Below are 24057 nucleotides of genomic sequence, written 5' to 3' on the forward strand. Positions count from 1 at the left end.
CCCCAGTGCCGAGTTCTTTCGCGGGGCCGGTTGCATACCCCACCGGGTATGGTTTGGGACCTGAGGGCCGATCGATCGCATCGATCGGATCGGCCACCACATCTGAGATAGGGCACCAGTGATGAACATGCAGTCGGTATTCGACTGGTTGAAGCGGTTCTGGGTGGTCGTGGTCGTATTTGTTGCGCTGTTGGCGGCGGTGGCCGTCGTGGGCCGACTACGGACTTTCTTTGACACCGATCAGCCCCTCGCGCCCGGAGCCGGGCACGCGGATGCCATCGTCCCGTTCAATACCAAGAGGGTCACCTACGAGATCCTCGGACCGCAGACTGCGACCGGCCGGGTCAGTTATCTCGATGTCAACGGGAAAACCCTGGAGGCTGGCTTCACCAGCCTGCCGTGGTCAGCCACCGTCACCACCACGGACCCCGGGATGCTGGCCAATGTGGTCGCCCAGGGTGACACCGACGGACTCGGCTGCCGAATCCTGGTCAACGACAAGGTGGTTGACGAAAGCCACGCCACAGGCCGCGACGCCCAGGCCTTCTGTCTGGAGAAAGCCGCATGAGCGACCACGCCACGCGTCCGTTCATCCCCCGCACGATCCGGGTGGCCGCGGTACCGATCATCCTGATCTGGGTAGCAATCACCGCCGCGCTCAATCTCCTTCTGCCGCAGGTCGAAACGGTCGGCAAACACAACGCCGTATCGATGTCGCCCCAGGATGCGCCTTCGGTGATCGCTGCCAAGAAGATGGGCGCAAAGTTCGAAGAATTCACCTCGGACAGCATTGCAATGGTCGTGCTGGTGGGCAACGAGAAACTGGGCGAACCGGCACACCAGTACTACGACAACCTGATCGCAAAGTTCGAACGGGACACCAAACACGTCCAGCACGTCCACAATTTCTGGGGTGATCTGATCACGGCTGCCGGTGTCCAGAGCAGCGACGGCAAGGCCGCCTACGTCCAACTCAATCTCGCCGGCGATCAGGGCAGCACCGAGGGCAACGAATCGGTGGAGGCAGTTCGCGACATCGTCCATGACACGCCGCCACCGCCCGGCCTGCAGGTCTACGTCACCGGGCCGGCACCGTTGACGACGGACACCCTCGAAAGCGGCGACAAGAGCATGATCAAGATGACTGTGGTCACCATGATCGTCATCACGATCATGCTGCTGCTGGTCTACCGCTCGATCAGCACCGTGCTGCTGATCCTGGCCGTTGTCGGCATCGAGATGGGATCCGCGCGCGGCGCGGTGGCCCTACTCGGGCACTTCCGACTGATCGACTTCTCGACATTCTCCGTGCCGTTGCTGACGGCACTGGCGATCGCGGCAGGCACGGATTACGCGATCTTCCTCATCGGCCGCTACCAAGAGGCGCGCCAGAACGGCGAAGACCCGGAATCGGCGTACTACACCGCATTCCACGGCGTCGCTCACGTGATCCTCGGTTCGGGATTGACCATTGCCGGCGCCGTGCTGTGCCTGCGGTTGACGCGGTTGGCGTACTTCAAATCGTTGGCCTATCCGTCGGCGATCGGGTTGATCGTCGTCGTCGCCGCGGCGCTCACCGTGGTACCGGCGATCATGGTGGTGGCAACTCGATTCGGTCTGTGGGAGCCGAAACGAGCGATGAAGACCAAGGGCTGGCGGCGGATCGGCACCGCCGCGATCCGCTGGCCCAAGCCGATCCTGGCGGCTTCGACTGCGGTCATCCTGCTAGGCATCCTCGCGATGATCGGCTACAAGACGAGCTATAACGATCGCTTCTACGTGCCGGCCGACGTTCCGGCGAACGTCGGCTACACAGCAGCCGAAAAGCACTTCAGCCCGGCCCGATTGAACCCGGACATCATGATGATCGAATCCGATCACGACATGCGCAACCCCACCGACATGATCGTGCTCGACAGGATTGCCAAGGCGCTGTTCCGGATCCGGGGCCTTGCCATGGTGCAGAGCATCACCCGCCCCTTGGGTTCGCCGATCGCGCACAGTTCGATCCCCTATCAGGTCAGCATGCAGTCGGTACCGATCACCCAGAACCTGCAGTTCCTGAAAGAGCGGGTGGGCGACATCAGCACGATGTCGGACGATCTCGGCGCCATGATCGCGTCGATGACCGAGATGCAGAACCTGATGAGCAGGTTCTCCGATGCGATGCACCGCACGGTCGACGATGCTCATGGAACGGTCAACACCGCCCACCGTACGGTCGACGACCTCAATACCATGAAGGCCTCAGTCGACCAGATGCGCGATCACCTGGCCGATTTCGACGACGCGGTGCGGCCGTTCCGCAACTACTTCTACTGGGAACAGCACTGTTTCAACATCACGGCGTGCTGGGGGATCCGGTCGGCATTCGACGCCGTCGACGGTGTGGACGCCCTCAGCGGAAACATGGCCACGGTGGTCGGCGACATGGACGCGATGGTGCGGGGCATGGACGGTGTGGTCAACGGCATGGACGAGATGGATACGCTGGCCCCGCAGATGGTCGCTCAGTTCGGGCCCATCATCGCGACGGCCACCACGATGCAGCAGACGCTGCAGACCATCCACAGCAGTTTCGGTGGCCTCATCAACCAGATGCAGCAGATGACCGACACCGCGACCGCGATGGGCGAGGCCTTCGACGCTTCCAAGAGTGACGACTACTTCTACCTACCGCCGGAAGTCTTCAGCAATCCCGACTTCCAGAAAGGATTGCAGCTGTTCCTGTCACCCGACGGCAAGGCGGCGCGCCTCATCATCACCCACGACGTCGATCCAGCGACCGAGGAAGGCATTTCGACCGTCGACGAGGAGGTCATCGCCGCGCACGAGGCCGTGAAAGGCACTTCTCTGGCCACCGCGAAGGTGTACCTGACCGGCACTGCGGCGACGTACCGGGACATCCAGTCGGGCGCGAAATACGACACCATGATCGCGGCGTTCGCCGCCCTCACCCTGATCTTCCTGGTCATGCTCGTGATCACCCGGGCCTTCATTGCGTCCCTGGTGATCGTCGGCACGATCGTGTTGTCGCTGGGTGCCGCGTTCGGTATCTCGGTGCTCGTCTTCGAACGGATCGCAGGCATCGAACTCAACTGGATCGTGCTCGCCTTCGCGGTGATCATCCTGATGGCCGTCGGCAGCGACTACAACCTGCTCCTCGTCTCCCGCTTCAAGGAGGAGATCGGTGCCGGCATCAACACCGGGATCATCCGCTCGATGGGGAGCACCGGCAGCGTCGTGACCGCCGCCGGCCTCGTGTTCGCCTTCACCATGGGATCCATGATCTCCGGCGACCTGCTCAACGTCGGCCAGGGTGGCGCCACCATCGGTATCGGGTTGCTCGTCGACACTCTCATCGTGCGGTCGTTGATGACCCCCTCCATCGCAGCGCTTCTGGGTCCATGGTTCTGGTGGCCACTGAAGGTGCGCTCTCGCCCCGCATATCGGCCGCCGAGTGAATTCCTCCCGGAAGTTTCGTCCCCACTGGAGGGCGATGCAGTCTCACCCGGCACCAGCTGACATGGGCCAGCTTGGGCGCCTCGACGCCTGTGACGGACCAGACAGCTCGGGTACCTTCGATCGTCACCATTGATACCCCTAGGGGTATAGGCTGGTTACATCAAGTAACCAGGAGGGTTCAAAAATGACAACAGCAGAGACACCCGCACCAGCAACGGTCATGCCACGCATCGGCGAACCGGCACCCGCCTTCACCGCGGTGACCACTCAGGGCGAGATCGACTTTCCTGCCGACTACGCCGGCAGGTGGGTCATCTTCTTCTCCCACCCCGCCGACTTCACTCCGGTGTGCACCAGCGAATTCATGACCTTCGCCTCGATGCAGAAAGAGTTCGCGGCTTACAACACCGCACTTGTCGGTTTGTCGGTGGACGGGCTCTACAGCCACATCGCCTGGCTGCGCACAATCAAAGACAAGATCTCGTTCCGGGACATGAAGAACGTGGAAGTCACCTTCCCGCTCATCGAGGACGTATCGATGAGGATCGCCGAGATGTACGGAATGATCATGCCGGGCGAGGACTCGACCAAGGCCGTACGCGCGGTCTTCGTCATCGACCCCGAGGGCAAGATCCGGACCGTCATCTACTACCCGCTGAGCCTCGGCCGCAACTTTGACGAATTGTTGCGCGTCATCAAGGCCCTGCAGACGGCCGACCACTTCGCGGTCGCCACACCGGCGGACTGGCGCCCAGGCGAGCCGGTCATCGTGCCTCCCGCCGGCTCCTGCGGCACCGCCGCGCAACGCATGAGCGAACAAAACGATGGCCTGCACTGCGAAGACTGGTTCTTCTGCACCAAAGACATCCCGGCCGACCAGATCGAGTCGGCGATCCGAGTGAAAGGCGATGCGTGATGGAGATAGTGGAAGTCGACCCGATCGGCGCGATGGCGCTTGTCGACAAGTCCGGCGCCATCCTGCTCGATGTCCGCGAGGACGATGAGTGGACCGCCGGACATGCTCCCGGCGCCGTTCATGTACGACTCGGCGACCTGGACGCGCGCAGCTTCGAGGCCGCCGTGCCGATCGTGGCGGTGTGCCGCTCGGGAGGCCGATCCAGCTCGGCGGCAAGCAGACTCGCGGCAGCCGGGCTGACTGTCTACAACCTGACCGGCGGCATGGGAGCGTGGCAACGGAGCGGACAACCGGTGATTCGCGACGACGGCGCGGCCGGCGCCGTCATCTGATCGGATCAGCCGAAGACGCGTTCGACGAACGCATCCGCACCCTGTTTCCAGGCAACGATGAAGTTGCCGACGTCGTCGCGGCTGATGGCCAGACCGGGACAGAACCAGTCGCCGCCGTCCTCGGTGAAGAAATGCGGTGAGCCGACGACGCCGCGAGCGCGCCCCTCGTCCCAATCAGCCTGGACCGCAATAGCTGTGGCCTCCGCATCCAGGGGTGCGAGGCTAAAGCGAGCGGCTATTGAATCGATGATGTCGGGCCGCCCGATATCGAGCCCCTCTTCGAAAAGTGCAGTGCGTAGCGCCAAGCCGACCTCTTCGACCAGCACAGGATCGCCCGCGCGGTCCGCAGCAGCGGCCAGCGCATATGCGGTCATCGAGGTTTCCGGGAAAGCATCGACGGAGAACCCCCCGAACAGGTCGGGACGCACGGACGCGCGCAGCGCCGAAATCTCGGCGGCCACGTGGTGGCGGTCAAGCGGGCTGCCGTTGATCAGCTCGAGTGGCCAGGCCCGGATGCGCATGCGCGGTTCGGTGAGGCCGCGTTCGGTGCGCCGGTCGACGAGTGTCCGCAGCCCGACGTGGGTGAATGGACACAGGACATCGGCAAAGACCTCGACGGTGCGCATGGCCGTCACGACGACCGACTTTCAGCGGCATCAGCGAACTCGCAGAACGCCGTGTAGGCACGGGCACCGTAGATCGTCGCCGGGCCCCCGTGCATCATGATGCTGACCCCGATGACCTCGGCCGCCTCCTGCCTGGTGGCACCCGCGCGTACTGCGGCACGCGCATGCGAGGCGATGCATCCATCGCAACCCTGGACGACTCCGATCACCATCGCGATCAGTTCCTTGGTCTTCGCCGCGACCGCACCCTCGCCCATCGCCGCCCGACTCAGCGCGCCGAACCCCTCGTATACCTCGGGAATCATCTGCCGCAAGGCCCGATGCTGCGGGTTCAGCTCGGCGAGCACATCAGAATGGCGATCATGTTCAGTCATGGCCGAAACATATGCCACGGGAATGCCGTAGAGCAGAGACTTTCGGCCCCGGTGTGGTTTGAAATGGACGCCATTGTTCGGGGACCAAAGACGATGCCGGCGCCCCAGACATCTGAGGCGCCGGCACCGGCAATGCACAGCGAAATCTAGAGGATGTAGAGCATCTCCTGGTAGGTCGGCAGCGGCCAGAGGTCGTCGGCGACGACGTTCTCCAGGGTGTCGGCGGCAGCCCGCACCGCGTCCATCAAGGGCAGCAGGCTCGCCGCATGCTCGGCCTCCTCCTTGGCGGTATCGCCACCGTGGACGCCGAGCGCCGCCTTGAGCGCCGCCAGCGCCGCGGTCAGCTCCGCGATCGGCGTGGACACGGTCGCCAGCAGCGTCGTGTCCGCATCGACCCCGGCCGCCTTCAGCGCGGCGACGTTCTGGGCCAGCTCGGTCTGGTAGCGAACCGCCGCCGGCAGGATCACCGTCGACCCGATCTCCAGCGTCAGCTTCGCCTCGACGTTGACGGTCAGCGCGTACGTCTCGTAGCGGACCTCTTCGCGGCTGTGCAGCTCACGCGAGTTGAACACGCCGTACTTCTCGAAGACCTCGATCGCCTCCGGCGTCACCAGCTGCGGGATCGCGTCGAGGGTCGTCTTGAGGTTGGGCAGACCGCGCTCGGCCGCCTCGATCTGCCAGTTCTCCGAGTAGCCGTCACCGTTGAACACGACGGCGCCGTGCTCGGTGATGATCTCGGTGAGCAGCTTCTGGACGGCACCGTCGAAGTCCTCGCCGTCGCCGACCGCCTTCTCCAGCACGGTCGCCATGTAGTCCAGCGAGTCGGCCATGATCGTGTTGAGGATGATCATCGGCACGTTGATGGTCTGGCCCGAACCCGGCGCACGGAACTCAAACCGGTTGCCGGTGAACGCGAATGGGCTGGTGCGGTTGCGGTCGCCAGGATCGGTCGGCAGCTCGGGCAGCGTGTCGACACCGATGATCATGGTGCCCTTGCCCTTTGACGACGTGGCCGCACCCTTCGCGATCTGGTCGAACACGTCCGCGAGCTGATCGCCGAGGAAGATCGAGATGATCGCCGGGGGTGCCTCATTGGCACCGAGCCGGTGGTCGTTGGTGGCCGATGCCACCGAAACGCGCAGCAGCCCACCGTATTTGTGCACAGCACGGATCACTGCAGCGCAGAACACCAGGAATTGGGCGTTCTCGTGCGGGGTGTCACCGGGCACCAGCAGGCTGCCGAACTGCGCGTTGCCCATCGAGAAGTTCACGTGCTTGCCGGAGCCATTGACGCCGGCGAACGGCTTCTCATGGAACAAGCACTCCATCCCGTGCTTCTTGGCGATGTTGCGGAACGTCGTCATCAACAGCTGCTGATGGTCGGCGGCGATGTTGGCCCGCTCGAACATCGGCGCAATCTCGAATTGGCCTGGCGCGACCTCGTTGTGGCGGGTCTTGGCCGGGATGCCGAGCTTGAACAGCTCGCGCTCGGTGTCCATCATGAAGGCCAGCACCCGATCGGGGATGGCACCGAAGTAGTGGTCGTCGAATTCCTGACCTTTGGGCGGCTTCGCACCGAACAGCGTCCGGCCCGCGTTGATCAGGTCGGGGCGCGCCAGGAAGAAGTGCCGGTCGACCAGGAAATACTCCTGCTCCGGCCCGCAGAACGACACGATGTGGTCGAAATCCTTGTGGCCGAACAGCTTCAGGATGCGCTCGGCCTGGGCACCCATGGCCTGCTGGCTGCGCAGCAACGGGGTCTTGTAGTCCAGTGCCTCACCGGTCATCGAGACGAACACCGTCGGGATGCACAGCGTGTTGCCGTTCGGGTTCTCCAGGATGTAGGCCGGGCTCGTGACGTCCCAGCCGGTGTACCCGCGTGCCTCGAAGGTGCTGCGCAGGCCGCCCGACGGGAAGCTGGACGCGTCGGGCTCGCCCTGGATCAGGGTCTTACCCGCGAATTCGGCGAGCGTTGCGCCGTCGCCCACGGGCTCGAGGAAGCTGTCGTGCTTCTCGGCGGTCAACCCGGTCATGGGGTAGAAGACGTGCGCGTAGTGCGTCGCGCCCTTCGACAACGCCCAGTCCTTCATCACCGAGGCGACGGCGTCGGCGACTGCCGGGTCGAGCTTGGCGCCCTTCTCGATCGTCGCGACCACCGACTTGTAGACCGACTTGGGCAACCGCAACCGCATCTCCGCCAACGTGAAGACGTTCGATCCGAAGATCTCGCCCGGTGCCTCGCCCGGATCGAAGCTGATAGGAGGAGGCTCGTAGGCCTCGACATTGATGATCGCCTGGAGACGGGCCGCGTTTCCGCTCAACTGACTTTCCTCTTCCACCCAAGATGCCCACGTCTGAGGTGCGGGCATGTGACCGGCCCACGCTAGGTCGCGTTTATGCCAAACTCGTTACGCCCGCGTCAACGCCAGAATGCGGGGCTAGCCGGGAAGAAGTTCCCGCAAACTCAAATTTGGCAAACAATTGCGAATTTCTAAGCGCGTCTCTGCATGTAAATACATGAAAATGCATCAAAAATTTAATGTGTCATTTCTAGCCAGCAAGGATCTATGAGTCGTATAACCATGGTTACGGAGGTCTTGGATTCAACTTTTTGGGGGCACTATGTTCGGTTCATCTGTTGTCGCACCCGTTGCGGTATGCACCGTCATCGCGGCGAGCGCACCGACACTCAATCCCGTTGATTCGCCGATGTTCTCGCCGGCCGCCACACGAACGAGCACGGTCCAGCTCACGAGTGTGGCCGGTGCCGACTGGAGTAAATCCTCACTGGCCTCGGCAGCTGCCGTCTCCAGCGGAGAGGTACCCTTCGGCCTGCCCCAGATCCTGGCGATCATGACCGCGCTGGCCGCGTTCAATCCAGACTCTGCGGCAACGATGCAGTTCATCAACACGGCATTGCTCGACCAACTGTCACAAGGCGTCCCGCTGGGCGAGGCAATGGTCAACGTCAGCCTGCTGCTGTCCCCACCGGTCGGCGACGGTTCCGGCTCGCCGGTCGCGCCGATTCTGGACCAGATCGGCCCGATGATCGCGTTGGCGCCCACCGTGATCGGCGGCGCGATGACCGTTCTCGCAGCCATTCCCGAGGCCGTGATACCGGTGGTGGGGGCGGTGGTGGTAGCCGTCTTCAACGCCGCAGCCGCAGCGGGTTCGGAGCGATTCGGTGCCGTCGTCGAGGCCGGCCTCTACGACGTGATGGCTGCCGCAGGCAAGGGAATAGCCACGATGGTCAACGTGGTCCAATCGGTGCTGCAGTACATCGCTTCCGTGGCGACCGGCGGATCTGCCTCGAGTATCGCGGCCCCAGTCGCGGCCGAGCGCGTCCGCGCCCTGGGCGGTGCCCAGGCATCCGACAAGGCGGTCAAGAAGGATGCGAGCACGACGCGCGTAACCGCCTCCGCCACACGGGCGTCCGGCGTCGCAGGCCCTCGTCCGAGGCACCCGGCTTCTCACCGGGCCACGGTCGGCAGCAGTCGATCCACCAGTTCGGCTCAGGCGGCCGCCACGCGCGCCGCCCACCCGGCCGGCACCAAAGGCATTGCCAAGTCGGCCCGGTGAATTCGCGTCAAGGACACCATCAGGTGTAAGCAGACTCATTCCAGAAGCGGTCGACCCGGGCAGCGATATCGATGTCGGTGGCCACCGCGACCAGCGCTGCCGCGACGATGGAGGCCGGGGCGCGATCGAGCACGACCAGTCCGATCGCCGGACTAGGTCCGTGCTTGACCATCGGCCGGGCGGTAAACCCCTGCGGCACACCGAGTTGCGGCAGCCACGCGGTGGAAGCGATGGTAGCCCGTCGCGAATGCGTCAGGTGCGCGTACAGCGCGTCCACCGAATCCGCCTCCACCGCAGAGCGGTAATTGATGCCCTCGGCCGCCATGTTGGCATCCAGAATGCGGCGATTGCGCATCGTGGTCGTCAGCACGCACAGCTCCAACTCGGCGGCATCGGCCCAAGCCACCTCCGGCCGGTCCATCGCCGGAGCATCGGCGGCCGCCACCAGAACGTAGCGCTCCCGGTACAACTCGACCGACCGCGTGCCGGGCAGCGCTTCGTCATCCAGATAGGTCAGCCCCGCGTCGATCTCGAAATCAGCCAGTCGCCTGGCGATCTCCCGCGACGACAACGCCTCGATGCGCACCGACGCCGCGGGGTTGCGAGACAGGAACTCCGCGGTGATGAACGGGCTCGCGGGCACCGCCGTCGGAATCGCACCCAGCCTTGCGGTGACCGTCAGTCGCCCCTGCATCCGCTCGAGGTCGGCGAACATCTCGTCACGTTCGGCGATGATGCGCTGCGCCCATGCCACGACCCGCTGGCCCTCTTCGGTGAACCCCTCGAAACGACGGCCGCGTTGCACGATCACGATGCCCAGGTCGCGTTCCAGTCTGCGGATCGCGACCGAGAGCGTCGGCTGGCTGATGTGGCAGCGCGCGGCCGCGCGGCCGAAGTGGCGCTCAGCGGCGAGCGCCAACAGGTAGTCCAGATGCTGCAGCAGCACGTCGTTCGCCATCGACCGACGATAGCCGTGGGCTATCACCGCATGTCAAATACCGATTACCAACCCCTGGTATCTGGTGTGGGCGGCCGATTCCGAGGTTTAGATTGGAGACATGGCGAGTGCCAAAGACGTCCCGGCCGACTACGACGAGCACGCGGTCCACGTCGGCGTGCCCAAGCATGAGGCCGCCGGGGTGAAGGCCGTGATGGTCAGCATGCAGCGTGGTCTGGCCGAAATGGGCCCCGTCCGCACGCTGGCGACACTGTCGCGGCTCAATCAACGCCACGGATTCGACTGCCCGGGCTGTGCCTGGCCTGAGGAACACGGCGGCCGCAAGCTGGCGGAGTTCTGCGAGAACGGCGCCAAGGCGGTGGCCGAGGAGGCCACCAAGCGGCGTGTCACCGCAGACTTCTTCGCCCGCCACACGGTGGCCGAGCTGGCCGCCAAGCCCGAGTACTGGCTATCCCAGCAGGGCCGACTCACCCACCCGATGGTCTTGCGGCCCGGCGAGCAACACTACGAGCCGATCGGCTGGGACGCCGCCTATCGATTGATCGCCGAGCATCTCCGCGGACTCGGCTCCCCGCACGAGGCGGTGTTCTACACCTCGGGACGCACCAGCAACGAGGCGGCGTTCCTCTACCAGTTGCTGGTCCGCAGCTTCGGCACCAACAACCTGCCGGACTGCTCCAACATGTGTCACGAATCGTCGGGCACCGCGCTGATCGATTCCATCGGCATCGGCAAGGGCTCGGTGACCGTGGCGGACATCGAGTACGCCGACGTCATCGTCATCGCCGGTCAGAACCCGGGTACCAACCATCCGCGGATGCTGTCGGTGCTGGAGAAGGCGAAGGCCAACGGGGCCAAGATCATTGCGGTCAACCCGCTGCCCGAGGCCGGACTGATCCGGTTCAAGGATCCGCAGAAGGTGAATGGCGTTGTCGGCCATGGGGTACCGATCGCTGACGAGTTCGTGCAGATCCGCGTCGGCGGGGACCTGGCATTGTTCAAAGGGCTGGGCCGCCTGCTGGTGGAGGCCGAGGACCGCGCCCCCGGCAGCGTGATCGACCGCGAGTTCATCGCCGCGCACTGCCACGGATTCGACGAATACCTCGCCGATGCCCGCGCCGTCGACCTGGACACCGTCACCGAAGCCACCGGCATCGCGCGCGAGCAGTTGGACCGGGTCGCGGGCATGCTGGCAGGCTCACAGCGCACCATCGTCTGCTGGGCGATGGGCATCACCCAGCACACCCATGCGGTGGCCACGATCGCCGAGATGACCAACCTGCTGCTGCTGCGCGGGATGATCGGAAAGCCCGGCGCCGGAGTGTGTCCGGTGCGCGGGCATTCCAATGTGCAGGGCGACCGCACGATGGGGATCTGGGAGAAGGTGCCCGAGACGTTCTTGACCGCGCTGGACAATCGGTTCGGGATCATCAGTCCCCGCAAGCACGGCTATGACACGGTCGACGCGATCCGGGCGATGCGCGACGGGCGGGCGTCGGTGTTCTTCGCCATGGGCGGCAACTTCGCCTCGGCCACCCCCGACACCGCGGTGACGGAGGCCGCACTGAGCAATTGCGCGCTGACTGTGCAGGTCTCCACCAAACTCAACCGCAGCCACCTGGTGCACGGCCGCACCGCATTGATCCTGCCCACCCTGGGCCGCACCGACCGCGACCTGGCGAATGGCCGCAAACAGGTTGTGTCCGTCGAGGATTCGATGTCGATGGTGCACCTGTCGCGGGGCAGCCTGACCCCGCCGAGCGACGAAGTCCGCAGCGAGGTCGCCATCGTCTGCCAGCTGGCCCGCACCGTGCTCGGAGCCGACCATCCCGTTCCGTGGGAAACCTTCGCCGGCGACTACGACACCATCCGTGACGCGATCGCCGCAGTCGTGCCGGGCTGCGCCGACTACAACACCCGCGTGCGTCAGCCCGACGGATTCCAATTGCCGCACCCGCCAAGGGATTCCCGCGAGTTCCCCACCATCACCGGCAAGGCGAACTTCGCGGTCAACGAGCTGAACTGGGTACCCGTGCCGCCGGGACGGCTGGTACTGCAGACATTGCGAAGTCACGACCAGTACAACACCACCATCTACGGGCTCGACGACCGCTATCGCGGGGTGAAGGGCGGCCGCCGGGTCATCTTCGTCAACCCCGCCGATATCGAGTCTCTCGGGCTCACCGAGGGTGACCGCGTCGACTTGATCTCAGAGTTCACCGACGGCCACGGTCGGCTGCAGGAGCGCCGCGCTAAAGACTTCCTGGTGGTGCCCTACTCCACCCCGGTCGGCAACGCCGCCGCCTATTACCCCGAGACCAATCCCCTGGTTCCGCTGGATCACGTTGCAGCCAAGTCGAATACCCCGGTTTCGAAGGCGGTCGTGATCAGGCTCGAACGCGGCGGACAGGAAAGCGGCACAGCATGGGACGGGTGACCTCGCGACGGCGGGCCAGCCACGTCAACGACGGCGCCGCTACCGAACGCGCCGAGACCCTGGTCGTCGAGGAGCCGCTGGAAATCCGGGTCAACGGGACGCCGCTGAGTGTCACGATGCGCACGCCCGGATCCGATGTCGAACTGGCACAGGGATTTCTGCTCACCGAAGGCGTCATCGCCCGCCGCGACGATGTGCTCACCGTCCGTTACTGCCGCGGCGCCGATGACAACGGCACCAACACCTACAACGTGCTCGACGTGACACTGCGCCCCGGCGTCCCGATGCCCGAGGTGGACGTCACCCGCAACTTCTACACCACCTCGTCATGCGGGGTGTGCGGTAAGGCCTCGATCGACGCGGTCCGGTTGACCAGCCGCCACTCCCCCGGCGATGACCCGTCGACCGTCACGTCCTCGGTGCTGACCGCGATGCCCGAGCAACTGCGGTCGGCGCAAAAGGTTTTCGCCAGCACCGGCGGACTGCACGGAGCAGCCTTGTTCGGCGTCGACGGCACGATGCTGGCCGTTCGCGAGGACGTCGGCCGGCACAATGCCGTCGACAAGGTGATCGGCTGGGCGCTGGAAGCCAACCGCGTCCCACTCGGCGGTACCGTCCTGCTGGTCAGTGGCCGGGCGTCCTTCGAGCTGACTCAGAAGGCGGTCATGGCCGGTATTCCGGTCCTCGCCGCAGTGTCCGCGCCCTCCTCGCTGGCCGTCGACCTGGCCACACAGTCAGGCCTGACGCTGGTGGCCTTCCTGCGCGGCGAGTCGATGAACGTCTACAGCAGGGCGGACCGCATCCAGCACTAGCGGCTGATCGTCAGTTGTCGCCCGGAATCGCGGTCGGCGCCGGCGGCGCCTTCACCGTCGGCGAGAAGCTGTTGGGCCCGCCGCCGTCCGAGCCCTTCTCAGTCGGGGCCGGCGGCGGTGCCACACTGCTGCTGGCCGGCGTCGTAGAGGTGGTCGTGGTCGTGGTCGACGACGGCGCTTCTTTTTCTTTGTTGCCGCACGCCGTCGTCATGCCGAACACGCCGACGGTCAAAACCAGGGCAGCCACAGCGGACCGATTGCGAAGTCTCTCCATGCTGCGATCGTACTGCCACCAATCTCCACGCAATCTCCATGAAACCTCCAAGCCGGGCGAGCCCGCCGCGGCGAGCATCAATCTCGATCATTCACCGGACGATTGGGAGCACGATGGCGGAAATTCTGATTGCGGGACTGTCTGCGGCCGGACACATCACACCGCTGCTGGCCATAGCCGGTGGGCTCGCTCATCGCGGTGACAAGGTCACCGTGCTGACCTCGACGCGACACGCGGCGAAGGTCAATGCGTGCGGCGCCCGGTTTCACCCGCTGCCGCCCGAGGCCGACCTCGCCGACGGCCAGGTCGATGAGTGCCCGGACCGCGCCGGATTGAGTGGCTTGAAGAAACTCAACTTCGACATCACCGAATTCTTCGTCGGCCCCATGCCCCGCCAGGCGGAGATCCTCACCGAGCTGTTCGCCCACAACCACTTCGACGCCGTGATCGTCGACTCGGTCTTCCTCGGCATCGTGCCGTTCCTGGTGGGTTCTCGGGCCGGGTTGCCGCCGGTGTTGGCATTCACCCCGATGCCGCTGATGATCGCCAGCCGCGACACCGGACCCGCCGGACTGGGTATGCTGCCCGCCGCCGGACCACTTGGCCGGGTGCGCAATCGGACGCTCACCGGGTTGTCCCACAAGGTGTTGCTGGGCCCGTCGCACCGAGCGGCCAACCGCATGCTGGATGCGATGAACGCACCACGGCTGCCGGTGTTCATTCTGGACGCCGGCCTGCTGGCCGATCGCTATATCGTGCCTACCGTGCCGGCGTTCGACTATCCGCGCAGCGACCTGCCGGCGCAGGTGCGCTATGTCGGTGCGGTGCATCCGCTTCCGTCGCGGCGCTTCCGGCGGCCGTCGTGGTGGCATGAGCTCAACGGCGATCGGCCGGTCGTTCACGTCACGCAGGGCACCGTCGACAATGCCGACCTGGGCCGGCTCCTGGAGCCGACCATCGAAGCGCTACGCGGTGAGGACGTCGTTGTCGTCGCGACCACCGGGGGCCGCGACGTCTCCGACATCAAGATCCCGTTGCCGTCGAATACCTATGTCGCCGAATTCATTCCGCATGATGTTCTGCTGCCGAAGGTGGACGTCATGGTGAGCAACGCCGGATACGGGGCCGTTCAGCGGGCCTTGTGCGCCGGCGTGCCGCTGGTGGTGGCCGGTGACACCGAGGACAAGCCGGAAGTGGCTGCGCGGGTGGGCTGGTCGGGCGCGGGCATCAACCTGCGGACTGGTACGCCGACACCCCGGGCGCTGCGCAACGCGATCGGTGCGGTGCTACACAGCCCGCATTACCGCAGCTGCGCGCGCAATCTTCAGACGGCATTCGCCCAACGGGACGGCGTCGCCGAAATTGCCCTGCTGGTCGACGAGGTGATCGCCGAACGCGCGATGCGGGTGACGCGCCAACAAACAGATCGGCGTATCAACAGCCGCGCGGACACCATCCAGCGCTGAACCCCTGGCCCTATGATCGAGCGAGATCATAGGACGATGCCCGGAGGTTGGCGCGATGAAGATCTTCATCAGCTACTCCAGCCGTGACACCGTCGCGGTCCAAGGTCTGGCCGACGACCTCGAAAAGGCTCGCCAGCAGGTGTGGCTGGATCAGGACCTGGGTGGCGGTGAAGCCTGGTGGGCCGCGATCCTGTCGGAGATCCAGAACTGCACCGTCTTTGTGCTCGCCCTGTCCGACCATGCGTTGACCTCGAAGCCGTGCCGGGCGGAGATCGAGTATGCGAAGAGCCTCGGCATCCCGATCCTGCCCGTCCAGATCGGGGAGGTCGCCAGCTACCGGACGGATCCGATTTTCGCGATGCAGTTCATCGACTATCGGGATTCAACGAAAAATTCTGGAATCGAGTTGATCTCGGCTCTACACGAACGGGCTGCGCACCGCGGCCCGTTGCCAGACCCGTTACCCGAACCGCCGCCCATCCCCTTCGAGTACCTCCAGCGATTGGGTGCCGCGATTCGCAGCAGCGCCGAACTTGCTCCGTCGGCGCAGGCGGCCATGGTGTTTGAGCTGAGGACGGCACTCGACGACGAGAACGATGACACAGTTCGCAGTGATATTCGAAATCTCCTGCGCGAGTTGGGAAACCGGCGAGACGTGACCCGTGCGATCGCCAGGGACATCGACGGAGCCATTGGCGAACAGCCGGCGACTTCAGCGCCCCCGGCGAGCGTGATCCCAGAAGTACCGGCGGTCGTCGCGGCCGAGCCACCACCGATTGCCGCCCCGGCACCTGGCCGGCAGGCAAGATCACGTCGCACGCCGATGTTCATCGCCGCCACAGTGCTGCTGGTGGTCGCGGTCGCTGTCGTCAGCATCGTGTTGACCCGACACCCCACGACTGAGCAAGCCGCGGGCGCGCAACAGGCGACGGCGCAATCGCCACGCCGACAGACTGTGGTGAAGGTGCCCCCGCCGGCCGGACACGTGCTGTCCCAGGCTTCGCTGGCCACCGACTCCGTCGGCACTATCTACATCGTCGAGTTCGGAGGCAAGAACCTGTGGAAACTGCCGCCAGGGGCCGGCACCCCGGTGGCGCTGCCGTTCACCGGATCGGCGCACCTCATGGGCGTGGCCGTGGATCCGCAGGGCACGGTGTACGCCACCGACAACGTGTTGAACAAGGTGTTTGCACTCGCTCCTGGCGCTTCCGGCCCCGTCGAGTTGCCGTTTGACGGCTCCCGCGTCGGCTACATAGCCGCCGATACCGAAGGAAACGTCTACGTCACCGACCTCGGCACTCGGGTACTCAAATTGGCCAAAGGTGCTTCTGCACCCGTCGAACTTCCGGTGCGCGGCCTGCAGCGGGCGCTCGGAATCGCCGTCGGCGGGGACGGCAGCGTCTACATCACCGATCCGGGCAGCCACACGGTGGTGAAGCTGTCGGGCAACCCACCGACCCAGACCGAACTCCCCTTCTCCGGACTCGTGTCCCCGTTCGGCGTGGCCGTGGACAAAGACTCCAACGTCTATGTCTCCGACAACGGATTCGATGGCGGGTCCGCCGCCGCACTCGAACTCCAGGCGGGCAACCAGACCGCAGTGGAGTTACCGTTCGACGACAATGCCACCCGGATGGACGGGATCGCCGTCGACGGCGCGGGAAACGTCTACGTTGCCGGGAAGAACGAGGGCGAGCTATTGAAGCTGGCGCCCGAATCGACGAACTAAGCGGACTTGTCGCGACGCTCGGGGCGAGCCGGCTTGCGCGGCACGATCGTCGGCAGGACGTTGTCCTGGACGGTCTCCTTGGTCACCACGACCTTGGCGACATCGTCACGGCTGGGGATGTCGTACATCACCGGCAGCAGAACTTCTTCCATGATCGCGCGCAGGCCACGGGCACCGGTGCCGCGGTGGATGGCCTGATCGGCGATGGCATCCAGTGCGTCGTCGGCGAACTCCAGCTCGACGCCGTCCATCTCGAACAGCCGGGTGTACTGCTTGACCAGAGCGTTCTTCGGCTTGGACAGGATCTGCACCAGAGATTCCTTGTCCAGGTTGGTCACCGAGGCCACCACCGGCAGACGGCCGATGAACTCCGGGATCAGACCGAACTTGATGAGATCCTCGGGCATCACCTCGGCGAAGTGGTCCTGGGTGTCGATCTCGGCCTTGGACTTCACCTCGGCACCGAAACCCAGGCCACGCTTGCCGACGCGGTCGGAGACGATCTTCTCCAGTCCGGCGAACGCACCGGCAACGATGAACAGCACGTTGGTGGTGTCGATCTGGATGAATTCCTGATGAGGATGCTTGCGGCCGCCCTGCGGCGGGACCGACGCCTGCGTGCCCTCGAGGATCTTCAGCAGCGCCTGCTGCACACCCTCACCGGACACGTCGCGGGTGATCGACGGGTTCTCGCTCTTGCGGGCGATCTTGTCGACCTCGTCGATGTAGATGATGCCGGTCTCGGCCCGCTTCACGTCGTAGTCGGCGGCCTGGATCAGCTTGAGGAGAATGTTCTCGACATCTTCGCCGACGTAGCCGGCCTCGGTCAGGGCGGTGGCATCGGCGATGGCGAACGGCACATTGAGCATCTTGGCCAGCGTCTGCGCCAGGTAGGTCTTGCCGCAGCCGGTCGGGCCGAGCATCAAGATGTTGGACTTGGCGAGCTCCACCGGCTCAGAGCGGGAATCCCGGTGCTTTTCCTGCGCCTGGATTCGCTTGTAGTGGTTGTAGACCGCAACGGCCAGCGTGCGCTTGGCGGTGTCCTGGCCGATGACGTAGCTCTCCAGGAACTCCCGGATCTCGGCAGGCTTGGGCAACTCATCGAGTTTGACGTCGTCGGCGTCGGCCAACTCCTCTTCGATGATCTCGTTGCACAGATCGATGCACTCGTCGCAGATGTAGACGCCGGGGCCGGCGATGAGCTTCTTCACCTGCTTCTGACTCTTACCGCAGAACGAGCACTTCAGCAGGTCACCGCCGTCTCCGATACGCGCCATGGTGGTGGGGTCCTACTTTCCTTCGCCGGGTCTTCGATGTTGCCAGTCAGTCAGTGTCGGTGTCTGTCCCGACGCTACCCGCTTGCTCTGCCACGGTGCGACAGATAAAGCCGAATCGCGTCAGTGGTATTCGTGCGTGATGGTGAACATATCCCCTGACGCGGCTCACGTCGCCTCGGAACGCTTAGCTGTGTTTTTGGCGTGTCGCCGCCGTGACCATATCGAGCCGTTGAGCTGGGCCGAACGTAGAGTTGCGTCGTGGTGTTCGCCGTTACCCACAATACCGTCCTGATTTCTGATGGCGGGCTGGCCACTGAGCTGGAAGCCCGTGGACACGACCTGTCCGACGACCTGTGGTCGGCCCGGTTGCTGGTCGACTCCCCGGACGAGATCGTGGCCGTTCACGAGGCGTTTTATCGGGCCGGGGCCGATATCGCGACGACCGCTAGCTACCAGGCGTCGTTCGACGGTTTCGCCGAGCGCGGATTCGCCCGGCGCGAAGCCGAGCGGCTCCTGGTCCGCAGCGTCGAATTGGCCAGGACGGCGCGGGACAACGTCGACGCCGGCGGGTGGGTCGCGGCGTCCGTCGGGCCCTATGGCGCGGCCCTGGCCAACGGCGAGGAATACCAGGGCCGCTACGGCCTGAGCGTCGCCCAACTGGCCGACTGGCACCGCCCCCGGCTGGAGGTCCTGGTGTCCGCGCAGCCCGACGTCCTGGCCCTGGAAACGGTGCCCGACGTCGACGAGGCAGAAGCGCTGGCCGGCCTGGTGGGTGAGTTCGGTACCCCGGCGTGGCTCAGCTACACGATCGCCGGCGGGCACACCCGGGCCGGCCAACCGCTCGAGCAGGCGTTCGCGGTGGCCGCCGACGTCCCCGAGATCGTCGCCGTCGGGGTCAACTGCAGCGCACCGGCCGACGTGCTCGGCGCCATCGAGGTGGCCCGCCGCGTCAGCGGCAAACCGGTGATCGTCTACCCGAACAGCGGTGAAGAGTGGGAACCCTCACGCCGCACCTGGATAGGTACGAGTGGCTTCGACGCGAACGCCGCGACCCAGTGGGCCGCGGCGGGCGCGAACATCATCGGCGGATGCTGCCGGGTGAGCCCGGCAGACATCGCCGCGATCAGGCGTTCTGGGCCGACAGTTTCCGGTACTCCAGAACCGTGTCGATGATCCCGTACTCTTTGGCGTCCGCCGCGGTGAGGATCTTGTCTCGGTCGGTGTCCTTGCGGATGACGGCCGCATCCTTGCCCGTGTGCCGGGCCAACGTCTCCTCCATCAGGGTCCGCATCCGTTCGATCTCGGCGGCCTGGATCTCCAGATCGGAGAACTGACCCTGGATGACGCCACCCAGCGACGGCTGATGAATGAGGATGCGTGCGTTCGGCAGGGCCAGGCGCTTGCCCGGCGTACCGGCGGCCAGCAGCACCGCGGCGGCTGAGGCGGCCTGACCGAGGCACACCGTCTGGATGTCGGCGCGCACGTACTGCATGGTGTCGTAGATCGCCATCAGCGAGGTGAACGAGCCACCCGGCGAGTTGATGTACATGGTGATGTCGCGGTCGGGATCCAGCGATTCCAGCACCAGCAACTGGGCCATGATGTCGTTGGCCGACGCGTCGTCCACCTGCACGCCGAGGAAGATGATGCGTTCCTCGAACAGCTTGTTGTACGGGTTGGATTCCTTCACACCCCAGCTGGAGTGCTCGACGAACGAGGGAAGGATGTAACGCCCCTGCGGTGCGAGCCGCGAATCTGTGTAATCAGGCATTGGACCCTCCGTTGAAGTGGGCGCGGGTGATGATGTGGTCGACGAAGCCGTATTCCAGGGCTTCCTGGGCGGTGAACCAGCGGTCGCGGTCGGAGTCGGCTTCGATGCGCTCGATCGTCTGGCCGGTGAACTCGGCGTTGAGCCGGAACATTTCCTTCTTGATGAGCGCGAACTGCTCGGCCTGGATCGCGATGTCGGCCGCACCACCGGTGATGCCACCCAGCGGCTGGTGCATCAGGATGCGGGCGTGCGGCAGCGCGTAGCGCTTACCTTTGGCGCCGGCGGCGAGCAGGAACTCGCCCATCGAGGCCGCCATGCCCATGGCGTAGGTGGCGACGTCGCACGGCACGAGCACCATGGTGTCGAAGATCGCCATACCGGCGCTGATCGAGCCGCCGGGCGAGTTGATGTACAGCGAGATGTCTTTGGTCGGGTCCTCGGCCGCGAGCAGGAGGATCTGCGCGCACAGCCGATTGGCGATGTCGTCATCGACCTGGGAACCCAGGAAGATGATGCGCTCGGCGAGCAACCGCTCATACACCGAGTCGGAAAGGTTCAGCCCTGGCATGCCCGAACGCATTTCAGTCACGACTTGATACCTGCTTTCTACGGACTTCGTTCTACCCGACCCTAACCAACGCAGCGCGCAGCGCACTCCCTGGCGAGTGCGCTTTCGCTGTCGGCGTTACTCAGCCTTGTCGGCCTGCTGCTCAGCGGCCTCTTCGGCCTCATCGGCCGTGTCCTCCGTGTCGCCATCGATGGCCTCATCGTCCTCGGCGTCCTCGGCCGGCGGGCCGAAGAACTCGGCGGTGTCGACGACGTTGCCGTCGGTGTCGGTGACGGTGGCGGCCTCGACCACCGCGGCCACGGTCAGGCCGCGGCGCACGTCGGCGAACATGGCCGGCAGCTGATTGTTCTGCTGCAGGATCTGCAGCAACTGAGCCGGCTCGATGCCGTACTGCCGCGACATCAGGACCAGCCGCTCGGTCAGGTCGTTCTGACCGACCTGGATGTCGAGGTCGTCGGCGATGGCGTCCATCAACAGCTGGGTCTTGACGGCCTTCTCGGCGGCCTCACGGGTCTCGGTGTCGAACTTCTCGCGTGAGCTGCCCTCGGCTTCGAGCTGCTCGGCGAACTTGTCCTCGTCGTGGTCGAGGCCGTGGATCGCGTTGTGCACGGTCTGGTCGACCTGGGCCTGCACGATCGCCTCGGGCAGCGGCACCTCGGTGGTCTCCAGCAGCAGCTCGAGGGCGTTGTCGCGGATCTTCTCGGCCTGGTGGATGCGCTTGACCCGCTTCACCTGTTCGACGAGGTTCTCGCGCAGTTCGGAGATGGTGTCGAATTCGCTTGCCAATTGCGCGAATTCGTCGTCGGCCTCGGGAAGCTCGCGCTCCTTGATGGACTTGACGGTGACGGTGACTTCGGCTTCCTCACCGGCGTGCTCGCCGGCGGCCAGCTTGGTGGTGAAGACCTTCGACTCGCCCTCGGCCAAGCCGACGATCGCGTCGTCGAGACCGTCGATGAGCTGACCGGAGCCGACCTCGTGGGACAGGCCCTCGGTCGCGGCGTCGGGCAGCTCTTCGCCGCCGACGGTGGCCGACAGGTCGATCGAGACGAAGTCACCGGTCTGGGCGGGACGCTCGACGCCCTTGAGGGTGCCGAAGCGGGCACGCAGCGACTCGAGCTCGGCCTCGACCTCGTCGTCGTTGATCTCGATGGGCTCCACCGAGATCTTCAGGGCGCTCAGGTCGGGTAGCTCAATTTCGGGGCGGACGTCGACCTCGGCGGTGAAGACGAGCTCCTCGCCGTCCTCGATCTTGGTGACCTCGATCTCGGGCTGGCCCAGCGGGCTCAGCTCGGTGGCGACGAGGGCCTCGCTGTAGCGGCCCGGCAGCGCGTCGTTGACGACCTGCTCCAGCACGGCGCCGCGACCGATGCGGGCTTCGAGCAGCTTGGCCGGGGCCTTGCCGGGGCGGAAGCCGGGCAGCCGGACCTGCTTGGCGAGCTCCTTATAGGCGCGGTCGAAGTCGGGCTGCAATTCCGTGAAGGGCACCTCCACGTTGATGCGAACCCGGGTCGGGCTCAACTTCTCGACGGTGCTCTTCACTGCGGTACTCCTCGGGTCGATCGTCTTCTCGTCTGGGACGTTATTGGGCGTGTCGGGGTGACAGGATTTGAACCTGCGGCCTTCCGCTCCCAAAGCGGATGCGCTACCAAGCTGCGCTACACCCCGGTGCTGTCTTTCTCGCGCCCGAATCCTACGGGCAGGAGCCTGTTCAGCGGCAATCGACCCTCGACGATGCGCTTTCAGGTGGGCCGATTCGGATTTGCTGACGTCGGCCGGTACATTTGGGCTCGCGTAAACACGCGGGCGTAGCTCAATGGTAGAGCCCTAGTCTTCCAAACTAGCTACGCGGGTTCGATTCCCGTCGCCCGCTCTCATGAACCGGCTGCTAGAGCGGTTTTCGCAGGTCTACCCGCTATTCGGGCGGTTCAGCCTGTATCCACTTTGTACCAACCAGACCGCGAGTCTGCGTCCTGTTCGCACGTGTGGCTCGATACTCTGCGACGCATGCCGACCAGCGCGCTCGACACCATCCGCGTACCGGACCGCTTCGAGGCGCTATCAGGCGAAGAGCAGTCCACACTTCGGAGTGTCATCGTCCCGGTCGAGTCGTCGCTGTGTGAAGTCGACGATCGGTTCGCAGAAATGTTCTCTGCCGGCCGAGGCGGTTTGTTGGTCCTCAAGGGCGTTTCGGGGGCGGGAAAATCAACGTTCGCCAAGACGGTGCCAATCTTTCGCGAGAGCGTCGTCGTTGAGTCGATCACCAGTAACGCGGACGTCCCAGCCGCGCTTGCGGCCTTGCCGCAGACCGACGGCAATCGAATACTCGTCATAGAAGGCCGGGAAGCGCTCGGGCAGGTAGCTCGCGAGGCTATCGAGGCGATTCTGCACGCCATCAATGGGTTTGTTCGGTCACCAGCGGGAGCCAAGACGCTCGTAGTGTGGCCAATTAATACCGATGAATTGGTCACGATTGTGCTGGATATCGCCTCCAAAATTGGTGCCGAATCGCTGCTAGGAATTGACCAGCAGGCATTTACATTTTCAGGCCCCGCGAAAACCGACTACGTAGGAATTGCGGAGAAAACCATTAGTGCCCTCAATGCTGGCGCGAGCCTCCATACCCTCGGCATAACTGAAGAAAGAGCCAGCCAGATCGCTTCGGAAAGTTCCACTATCGGGAATTTCATGGGCCGCATCCGATCTGAATTGCACAAAAACGTACAAGAAGTAAAGAAACTGCTACCAAAAGAGTCCCTACACGTCTGGATCGTGGTAGTTGCTCCGAACTCAGATACTGCCGTGAATGCCATTACTCGGGGCAGGTTCTCAGCGGCTGACATTGACCGAATGATGACCTCCACGGGTGCAAATATTGTCGCCGATCTGCAGAAATTTCCCGAGAGGCTCGGGCTGCTCGGCACGATCCTCGACGCACGGGTCGTCCATCTAGACGTTTGGACGGCGCTAGCCGCAGCCCGCCAGTTCGCAACGCCGAAGCTGCGCGAGTTGATGAAAGCGCAAGGCATGTCAACGAGCAGCGATCCGCAGGCTGTGGAACGGATGAAGAACAGCACGCTGGGCAGGCTACTTGCCGACAACACCCTAACCACTGGCCGCCGCGGACAGAAGGCGGGCGATAACACGTTAAAGGCATTTAACGGCCTGACCGAGATTGCAACAGCGGCAGACATCGAAGTAAACCGAACCATCGCAGAAGCCCTCAAGAAGGCTGGCATTATTGAGTCCTACGAACTCGAAGAGCCTTTTGGTAACGAGCAATCGACTTACCGCAGCGACATCTTGGCAAAACGCAACAATGGGATGGCGGTGCGCATCGAACTGATGTGGAGGAAGTCCGCCAGTCCAGCCGATGTCTCGAATTACGTCCTTCGGAAGCTGGAAATATATGGCAAGTCGGCGGGATTACTCAACTAGCCCCGCAACGACACCATGTTCGGCCCGTAGTCCGGCCT

The 24057-nt window shown here is 64.5% G+C and carries 20 protein-coding genes and 2 tRNA genes; 12 read left to right on the forward strand and 10 right to left on the reverse strand.

Annotated elements, in window-relative coordinates; all coding sequences use genetic code 11:
* The first annotated feature begins 121 nt into the window (after positions 1-121).
* The 4 genes from HPC46_RS07545 to HPC46_RS07560 all read left to right on the forward strand — a co-directional run bounded on the left by HPC46_RS07545 (position 122) and on the right by HPC46_RS07560 (position 4713).
* Entirely contained in the window at positions 122-568 is a 447-nt protein-coding gene (locus HPC46_RS07545) for an MmpS family transport accessory protein (protein ID WP_179468398.1), read from the forward strand.
* Positions 565-3525 carry an MMPL/RND family transporter gene (locus HPC46_RS07550; RefSeq protein WP_179468400.1) on the forward strand — a complete coding sequence of 987 codons (2961 nt, stop codon included), beginning with the start codon at positions 565-567 and terminating at the stop codon, positions 3523-3525. Before HPC46_RS07545 ends, HPC46_RS07550 begins: the two co-directional genes overlap by 4 nt.
* A gap of 124 nt (positions 3526-3649) precedes the next feature.
* Complete coding sequence (locus HPC46_RS07555) at positions 3650-4381, forward strand: peroxiredoxin (protein WP_179468402.1); 732 nt, start codon at positions 3650-3652, stop codon at positions 4379-4381.
* Complete coding sequence (locus tag HPC46_RS07560; RefSeq protein WP_179468404.1) at positions 4381-4713, forward strand: rhodanese-like domain-containing protein; 333 nt, start codon at positions 4381-4383, stop codon at positions 4711-4713. The genes HPC46_RS07555 and HPC46_RS07560 overlap by 1 nt, the downstream gene beginning before the upstream one ends.
* 5 nt (positions 4714-4718) lie before the next feature.
* On the opposite strand, the gene HPC46_RS07565 is transcribed toward HPC46_RS07560, so the two are convergent.
* The 3 genes from HPC46_RS07565 to HPC46_RS07575 form a co-directional block, all read right to left on the reverse strand.
* Positions 4719-5339, reverse strand: a complete 621-nt coding sequence (locus HPC46_RS07565) for a DsbA family oxidoreductase (RefSeq protein WP_179468566.1) — start codon at positions 5337-5339, stop codon at positions 4719-4721.
* Between the two features lie 5 nt (positions 5340-5344).
* On the reverse strand, positions 5345-5713 hold the full coding sequence (locus HPC46_RS07570; RefSeq protein ID WP_179468406.1) for a carboxymuconolactone decarboxylase family protein: 369 nt from the start codon (positions 5711-5713) through the stop codon (positions 5345-5347).
* Between the two features lie 146 nt (positions 5714-5859).
* Positions 5860-8034, reverse strand: a complete 2175-nt coding sequence (locus HPC46_RS07575) for a glutamine synthetase III family protein (protein WP_179468408.1) — start codon at positions 8032-8034, stop codon at positions 5860-5862.
* 301 nt (positions 8035-8335) lie between these two features.
* Between HPC46_RS07575 and HPC46_RS07580 the strand changes: the two genes are divergently transcribed.
* Positions 8336-9292: a hypothetical protein gene (locus HPC46_RS07580; protein ID WP_179468410.1), complete on the forward strand. Its 957-nt coding sequence runs from the start codon at positions 8336-8338 to the stop codon at positions 9290-9292.
* Between the two features lie 19 nt (positions 9293-9311).
* Here the strand turns inward: HPC46_RS07580 and HPC46_RS07585 are convergent, their stop codons facing one another.
* Entirely contained in the window at positions 9312-10250 is a 939-nt protein-coding gene (locus tag HPC46_RS07585) for a LysR family transcriptional regulator (RefSeq protein ID WP_179468412.1), read from the reverse strand.
* 100 nt (positions 10251-10350) lie between these two features.
* Here HPC46_RS07585 and HPC46_RS07590 point away from each other — a divergent pair, with 100 nt between their 5' ends.
* Together HPC46_RS07590 and fdhD are read left to right on the forward strand one after the other, a co-directional pair.
* Positions 10351-12687 carry an FdhF/YdeP family oxidoreductase gene (locus tag HPC46_RS07590; protein WP_179468414.1) on the forward strand — a complete coding sequence of 779 codons (2337 nt, stop codon included), beginning with the start codon at positions 10351-10353 and terminating at the stop codon, positions 12685-12687.
* Positions 12675-13499 carry a formate dehydrogenase accessory sulfurtransferase FdhD gene (gene fdhD / locus HPC46_RS07595; RefSeq protein WP_179468416.1) on the forward strand — a complete coding sequence of 275 codons (825 nt, stop codon included), beginning with the start codon at positions 12675-12677 and terminating at the stop codon, positions 13497-13499. Before HPC46_RS07590 ends, fdhD begins: the two co-directional genes overlap by 13 nt.
* Before the next feature lie 10 nt (positions 13500-13509).
* Here the strand turns inward: fdhD and HPC46_RS07600 are convergent, their stop codons facing one another.
* Positions 13510-13773 (reverse strand): hypothetical protein, encoded by a 264-nt coding sequence (locus tag HPC46_RS07600; protein ID WP_179468418.1) that lies wholly within the window; start codon positions 13771-13773, stop codon positions 13510-13512.
* A 113-nt stretch (positions 13774-13886) separates the two neighbouring features.
* Here HPC46_RS07600 and HPC46_RS07605 point away from each other — a divergent pair, with 113 nt between their 5' ends.
* Both HPC46_RS07605 and HPC46_RS07610 read left to right on the forward strand, forming a co-directional pair.
* On the forward strand, positions 13887-15239 hold the full coding sequence (locus tag HPC46_RS07605; RefSeq protein WP_233716290.1) for a nucleotide disphospho-sugar-binding domain-containing protein: 1353 nt from the start codon (positions 13887-13889) through the stop codon (positions 15237-15239).
* Between the two features lie 55 nt (positions 15240-15294).
* Positions 15295-16968, forward strand: coding sequence for a TIR domain-containing protein (locus HPC46_RS07610; protein WP_179468419.1), 1674 nt, complete (start codon positions 15295-15297; stop codon positions 16966-16968).
* Here the strand turns inward: HPC46_RS07610 and clpX are convergent.
* On the reverse strand, positions 16965-18245 hold the full coding sequence (gene clpX / locus HPC46_RS07615; RefSeq protein WP_005145173.1) for an ATP-dependent Clp protease ATP-binding subunit ClpX: 1281 nt from the start codon (positions 18243-18245) through the stop codon (positions 16965-16967). The genes HPC46_RS07610 and clpX overlap by 4 nt on opposite strands.
* 288 nt (positions 18246-18533) lie before the next feature.
* On the opposite strand from clpX, the gene mmuM reads away from it, so the two are divergent.
* Complete coding sequence (mmuM, locus tag HPC46_RS07620; RefSeq protein WP_218893857.1) at positions 18534-19418, forward strand: homocysteine S-methyltransferase; 885 nt, start codon at positions 18534-18536, stop codon at positions 19416-19418.
* On the opposite strand, the gene HPC46_RS07625 is transcribed toward mmuM, so the two are convergent.
* The 4 genes from HPC46_RS07625 to HPC46_RS07640 all read right to left on the reverse strand — a co-directional run bounded on the left by HPC46_RS07625 (position 19369) and on the right by HPC46_RS07640 (position 22249).
* Positions 19369-20016, reverse strand: coding sequence for an ATP-dependent Clp protease proteolytic subunit (locus HPC46_RS07625; protein ID WP_005145178.1), 648 nt, complete (start codon positions 20014-20016; stop codon positions 19369-19371). The genes mmuM and HPC46_RS07625 overlap by 50 nt on opposite strands.
* Positions 20009-20596, reverse strand: coding sequence for an ATP-dependent Clp protease proteolytic subunit (locus HPC46_RS07630; RefSeq protein WP_171819943.1), 588 nt, complete (start codon positions 20594-20596; stop codon positions 20009-20011). Before HPC46_RS07630 ends, HPC46_RS07625 begins: the two co-directional genes overlap by 8 nt.
* Positions 20597-20701: 105 nt before the next feature.
* Complete coding sequence (gene tig, locus HPC46_RS07635) at positions 20702-22123, reverse strand: trigger factor (protein ID WP_179468423.1); 1422 nt, start codon at positions 22121-22123, stop codon at positions 20702-20704.
* A gap of 52 nt (positions 22124-22175) precedes the next feature.
* Positions 22176-22249 (reverse strand) — tRNA-Pro (locus HPC46_RS07640).
* A 134-nt stretch (positions 22250-22383) separates the two neighbouring features.
* Here HPC46_RS07640 and HPC46_RS07645 point away from each other — a divergent pair.
* Together HPC46_RS07645 and HPC46_RS07650 are read left to right on the forward strand one after the other, a co-directional pair.
* Positions 22384-22454: transfer RNA gene (locus tag HPC46_RS07645), tRNA-Gly, on the forward strand.
* Between the two features lie 134 nt (positions 22455-22588).
* The gene (locus tag HPC46_RS07650; protein WP_179468425.1) at positions 22589-24019 is read left to right on the forward strand and encodes a hypothetical protein; all 1431 of its coding nucleotides are present in this window, start codon (positions 22589-22591) and stop codon (positions 24017-24019) included.
* Positions 24020-24057: the final 38 nt, after the last annotated feature.

It is taken from the genome of Mycolicibacterium vinylchloridicum, from assembly GCF_013404075.1.
Lineage (GTDB): Bacteria > Actinomycetota > Actinomycetes > Mycobacteriales > Mycobacteriaceae > Mycobacterium > Mycobacterium vinylchloridicum.